Annotated in this window: 5 protein-coding genes; all 5 read left to right on the top strand. The window is 72.5% G+C overall.

Translation table 11 applies throughout. The features are described from left to right. Window positions 1-492: hypothetical protein (locus tag G3N62_RS34230; RefSeq protein WP_206141482.1), on the top strand; the 492-nt coding region annotated here is incomplete at its 5' end. Between the two features lie 53 nt (window positions 493-545). Then, window positions 546-2,285: an AMP-binding protein gene (locus tag G3N62_RS34225; RefSeq protein ID WP_124671251.1), complete on the top strand. Its 1,740-nt coding sequence runs from the start codon at window positions 546-548 to the stop codon at window positions 2,283-2,285. Further along, complete coding sequence (locus G3N62_RS34220) at window positions 2,282-3,259, top strand: acyl-CoA synthetase (RefSeq protein WP_124671250.1); 978 nt, start codon at window positions 2,282-2,284, stop codon at window positions 3,257-3,259. The genes G3N62_RS34225 and G3N62_RS34220 overlap by 4 nt, the downstream gene beginning before the upstream one ends. Beyond that, the gene (locus G3N62_RS34215; RefSeq protein WP_034189598.1) at window positions 3,256-3,891 is read left to right on the top strand and encodes a LolA-related protein; all 636 of its coding nucleotides are present in this window, start codon (window positions 3,256-3,258) and stop codon (window positions 3,889-3,891) included. The genes G3N62_RS34220 and G3N62_RS34215 overlap by 4 nt, the downstream gene beginning before the upstream one ends. After that, on the top strand, window positions 3,891-5,250 hold a 1,360-nt coding region (locus G3N62_RS34210; RefSeq protein WP_206141481.1), incomplete at its 3' end, for an MMPL family transporter. The genes G3N62_RS34215 and G3N62_RS34210, both read left to right, overlap by 1 nt.

Raw genomic sequence — 5,250 nt, 5'->3', positions numbered from 1 at the left:
CGTTCGCCGCGGCGCGCATGGCTCGTGCCGGCGTGGCTGCTGGCCGCCGCCGCGCTGTGGGGGGCTCGCGCGCCGCTCGCGCGGCACTTCGAATGGGGCCTGTATCTGGAACACGCGAGCTTCAACCTCGCGATGGCGCTGCTGTTCGGCCGCACGCTCGCGGCCGGCCAGGTGCCGCTGTGCACGCGCTTCGCGGCGATGATCCACGGCACGGTCACGCCGGCCGTCGCGCGTTACACGCGGCGAATCACGCTCGCGTGGACGCTGTTCTTCGTCGCGACCGCCGCCGTGTCGACGCTGCTGTTCGCGACCGCGCCGATCGTCACGTGGTCGACGTTCGCGAACTACCTGTCGCTGCCGCTCGTCGCCGTGATGTTCGCCGCCGAGCATGCGTGCCGGCGCTTCGCGCTGCCGCACGAACCGCGGCCCCGGATGGCCGACGCGGTGCGCGCGTACCGCGCGACGGCACACGCGTCGCAGGCGTCACGATGAATTCATGACCGGCGCGCCGCCGCGCCGGCCTTCGCCCCCGTTTTGACCGATTTATGCCGACTCACCCGCTGGTATTCCATTCCTCGCCGGACCAGACGATCGCCTGGCGCGACGGTACGCCCGTCACCGTGCGCGCGTTCGTCGCCGACGTCGCGCGCGTGGCCGCCGCGCTGCCCGCCGGCGGCCACGTGTTCAACGTGTGCCGCGACCGCTACCGTTTCGCGGTCAGCCTGTGCGCGGCGCTCGTCGCCGGCAAGATCAGCCTGCTGCCGTCGACGCACACGCCGGAAATGGTCCGCCAGCTCGCCTCGTTCGCACCCGACGCGTTCTGCCTGCACGACGCGCCCGACTGCACGATCGACCTGCCGCGCTTCGCCTATCCCGATGCCGCGCCCGGCGCGCTTGCGGACGACGTGCCGTTCGCCGTGCCGCGGATCGACGCGGCGCGAATCATGGCCTACGTGTTCACGTCCGGCTCGACCGGCACGCCGGTACCGCACCGCAAGACCTGGGGTTTCCTGGTCGGCTGCGTGCGCGCGGCGGCCGAGCGCCTCGGGCTGCTCGACGGACGCGCGGCCACGCTGATCGGCACGGTGCCCGCGCAGCACATGTACGGCTTCGAGTCGACGGTGCTGCTCGCGCTGATCGGCGGCCTCGCGTTCAGCAACCGCCAGCCGTTCTACCCGGTCGACATCCGCGACGAGCTCGACGCGATCCCGCAGCCGCGCGTGCTCGTCACGTCGCCGATCCACCTGCGGGCGCTGCTGTCCGCCGGCCATGCGCTGCCGCCGGCGGCCCTCGTGCTGTCGGCCACCGCGCCGCTGTCGGAAAAACTCGCGTGCGAAGCCGAAGCCGCGCTCGACGCGCCGCTCGTCGAGATTTACGGCAGCACGGAAACCGGCCAGATCGCGACGCGCCGCACGTCGCGGGGCGCGGCGTGGGAACCGTTCCCGGACATCCGCCTCGACGCGCGCGCCGAACCGGACGGCGACGACAGCGGGCCGACCGTGTGGGTATCGGGCGGGCACGTCGAGGCGCCCGTGCCGATGGGCGATGCGCTCGAACTGCTCGGCGACGGCCGGTTCCTGCTGCACGGCCGCAAGGCCGACCTCGTGAACATCGCCGGCAAGCGCACGTCGCTCGCCTACCTGAATCATCAGCTCAACGCGATTGCGCAGGTAGTCGACGGCGTGTTCTTCATGCCCGACGAAGCCGCGCCCGCGCACGGCGATACCGGCCTCGAACCGGTCACGCGCCTCGTCGCGCTCGTCGTCGCGCCGACGCTCACGGCCGCCGATCTGCAGCGCGCGCTGCGCGAGCGGATCGATCCTGCATTCATGCCGCGCCCGCTCGTGTTCGTCGACGCGCTGCCGCGCAACGAAACGGGCAAGCTGCCGCGCGACGTGCTCGCCGCGCTCGTCGCGCAACATGCGCGCGCCACGGCCGCGCCGGCGCCCGAACGCGCCGCGGCCGCCTCCGCACTCGCGTTCACGATTCCCGCCGATCATCCGGCGCTGCCCGGCCACTTCCCCGGCCATCCGGTCGTGCCGGGCGTCGTGCTGCTCGATCACGCGATCCGCGCGATCGGCACGGCGCTGAACCGTCCGCTGCACGCACGGCGGCTCGGTTCCGCGAAATTCCTGAGCCCGGTCGCCCCGGGCGAACCGCTCGATCTCGCATACGACACCGCGGCCGGCGGCGCGATCCGCTTCACGCTGCGCGTCGGGTCGCGCGAAGTCGCGACCGGCGTGCTGTCCGCGCCGCCGGCCGCGCGGGATGGCGCGCAGCCATGAAGCGCACCGCGTGGGCCGAACGCCAGGAACGCAGCAACGCCGGTTTGCTGCGCACGATGACGTGGATCTCGCTGCGCTTCGGCCGGCAGCGCGCGCGCCTCGTGCTGCACCTGATCGCGACGTACTTCGTGCTGTTCTCGCCGGCCGCGTGCGCCGCGTCGCGCGATTACCTGCGCCGCGTGCTCGGCCGCCCCGCGCGCTGGCGCGACGTGTACCGGCACGTGTTTACGTTCGCGGCGACGATTCACGACCGCATCTACCTGATGAACGGACGCTTCGACCTGTTCGACATCCGGCTGCACGGCGAGACGCTCGTCGACGGTGCGCTCGCGGGCGGCCGCGGCGCGTTCCTGATGGGCGCGCACCTCGGCAGCTTCGAGGTCGTGCGCGCGATCGGCCGCACGCATCCGGACCTGCGCGTCGTCGTCACGATGTACGAGACGAATGCGCGCAAGATCAACGCGACGCTCGCCGCGGTGAACCCGGCCGCGAAGCCCGAAGTGATTCCGCTCGGGCAGGTCGACTCGATGCTGAAGGTGCGCGAGCGCCTCGACGCGAACTGCATGGTCGGCATGCTCGCCGATCGCACGCTGCTCGACGACGCGGCCGCGTCGCTGCGGCGGCTGCCGCTGCTCGGCACGCCGGCCGCGTTCCCGCGCGGGCCGCTGTACATGGCCGCGATGCTCAAGCGCCCGGTGATCTTCATGACGGGCCTCTATCGCGACGGCAACCGCTACGACGTGCACTTCGAGACGCTCGCCGATTTCTCCGACGTGCGGCGCGACACGCGCGCGGCGGCCGTCGACGCGGCACTCGTGCGCTACGTCGCGCTACTCGACAAGTACTGCCGCGCGGCGCCGTACAACTGGTTCAACTTTTTCGATTTCTGGCAAGACGGCGACGCCGCGGCCGCGCGCCGCGACACCGCGCACGCCGGTGCCGACCTGCCCGCCACGAGGGATTCCGACGCATGACCGCCGTTCGCCGCTTTCCGCTTCCGTTCGCGGCGCGCCGCGCCGCGCGCCTGCTCGCCACCGCGGCCGCCGCGCTCGCGCTGGCCGTGCCCGCGCGAGCGGCCGACACGACGCCTGCGTGGAACCTCGACCGGCTGATGTCGACGCTCGCGCGGCACAAGTCGGGACGCGCGACGTTCACCGAGACGAAGTACCTGTCGATCGCCACGCAGCCGGTCGAATCGTCCGGCGAGCTCGTGTTCGTCGCCCCCGATCATCTGGAAAAGCACACGCTGAGCCCGAAGCCCGAACATCTCGTGGTCGACGGCGACATGCTCACGGTCGAGCGCAACAACCGCACGTTCACACTCGCGCTCGCGCGCTATCCGGAACTCGGCGCGTTCATCGACAGCATCCGCGCGACGCTCGCCGGCAACCGCTTCGCGCTCGAACAGGTGTACAAGGTCGCCCTTTCCGGGCGCGGCGACGACTGGACGCTGACGCTCACGCCGCTCGACGCGCGGATGCTGAAGGTCGTCAGCACGATCACGCTCGACGGCACGCGCGACGAATTGCGCGGCGTCGCGATCCGGCAGGCCGACGGCGACCGGTCGGTGATGCGCCTGCAACCCGTTGCGGCGACCGCGAACTGATGGCCGAACGCACGCGCCCCTCCCCCGTCGCGCGCCGCCTGCACGTGTGGCGGCAGCGCGCGGTGCTCGTGTGGCTGCTCGTGCTCGCCGCATGCGGCGTCGCGATCGGGCGTGCGCACTTCACGGCCGACCTGTCCGCGTTCCTGCCGAGTTCGCCGAGCGCCGGACAGCGCGTGCTCGTCGACCAGTTGCGCGACGGCATCGTGTCGCGGCTGATCCTCGTCGCGATCGACGGCGGCGATGCGGCCACGCGTGCCGCACTGTCGCGGCGCGTCGCTGGCGCGCTGCGCGCCGATCCGCAATTCGCGGCCGTGCACAACGGCGAAGCCGCGAACGACGCGCGCGACCGGCAGTTCGTCTTCGATCACCGCTACCTGCTGAGCCCGGCCGTCACGCCGCGGCGCTTCAGCGCCGACGGCCTGCACCGCGCGCTCGGCGACAGCCTCGACCTGCTGAGCTCGTCGGCCGGCCTCGTCGCCAAGGCGATGCTGCCGCGCGACCCGACCGGCGAAGTCACCGCGCTCGTCGACCAGCTCGACAGTGCGGCCGAACCGGCGAGCCGCGACGGCGTGTGGGCATCGCGCGACGGCACGCGCGCGGTGCTCGTCGTGCAGACGGCCGCCGCCGGCGCCGATACCGACGCGCAGGCACGCGCGATCGACACGGTGCGCCGCGCGTTCGCCGCCGCGCAACAGGCCGTCCCGAATGCAGCGGCGAACACGCTGGCGATGACGGGCCCCGGCGTGTTCTCGGTCGACACGCGCGACACGATCCGGCATGACGTCGAGCGCCTGTCGACGGCGAGCGTCGTGCTGATCGTCGCGCTGCTGCTCACGCTGTACCGTTCGCCGCGCACGCTCGCGCTCGGGCTGCTGCCGGTGCTGACCGGCGTCGCGGCCGGGATCGCGGCGGTCAGCGTCGCGTTCGGCACGGTCCACGGGCTCACGCTCGGTTTCGGCACGACGCTGATCGGCGAAGCCGTCGACTACTCGATCTACCTGTTCGTGCAATCGGCGCAGGCCGGCACGCGCGGCGCCGCGCGCTCGGGCGACGCGACACGCGCATGGGTCGCCGCGTACTGGCCGACGATCCGGCTCGGCGTGCTGACGTCCGTGTGCGGATTCGCGTCGATGCTGTTCTCCGGATTCCCGGGCCTCGTGCAGCTCGGGCTGTATTCGATCGTCGGGCTGACGGCCGCTGCGCTCGTCACGCGCTTCGTGCTGCCGCACCTGCGCGGCGAGCACGTCGCGATCCGCGACGTATCGCGCATCGGCGCGGCGCTCGCACGGGCGGCCGATACCGCGCCGCGGCTGCGCTGGCCGCTCGCCGCGCCCGTGGTCGCCGCGACCGCGACGCCCA

Origin of the sequence: Burkholderia sp. Tr-20355 (genome assembly GCF_017104685.1) — a bacterium.
GTDB classification, from domain to species: domain Bacteria; phylum Pseudomonadota; class Gammaproteobacteria; order Burkholderiales; family Burkholderiaceae; genus Burkholderia; species Burkholderia seminalis.
The sequence above is the reverse complement of the archived record's forward strand: the minus strand, read 5'-3'. Positions and strand labels throughout refer to the sequence as shown.

Bases quoted from the DNA above. Each gene is read 5' to 3' on its own strand.
- G3N62_RS34225 (WP_124671251.1), top strand. From the start codon at position 546: ATGCCGACTCACCCGCTGGTATTCCATTCCTCGCCGGACCAGACGATC.
- G3N62_RS34220 (WP_124671250.1), top strand. From the start codon at position 2,282: ATGAAGCGCACCGCGTGGGCCGAACGCCAGGAACGCAGCAACGCCGGT.
- G3N62_RS34215 (WP_034189598.1), top strand. From the start codon at position 3,256: ATGACCGCCGTTCGCCGCTTTCCGCTTCCGTTCGCGGCGCGCCGCGCC.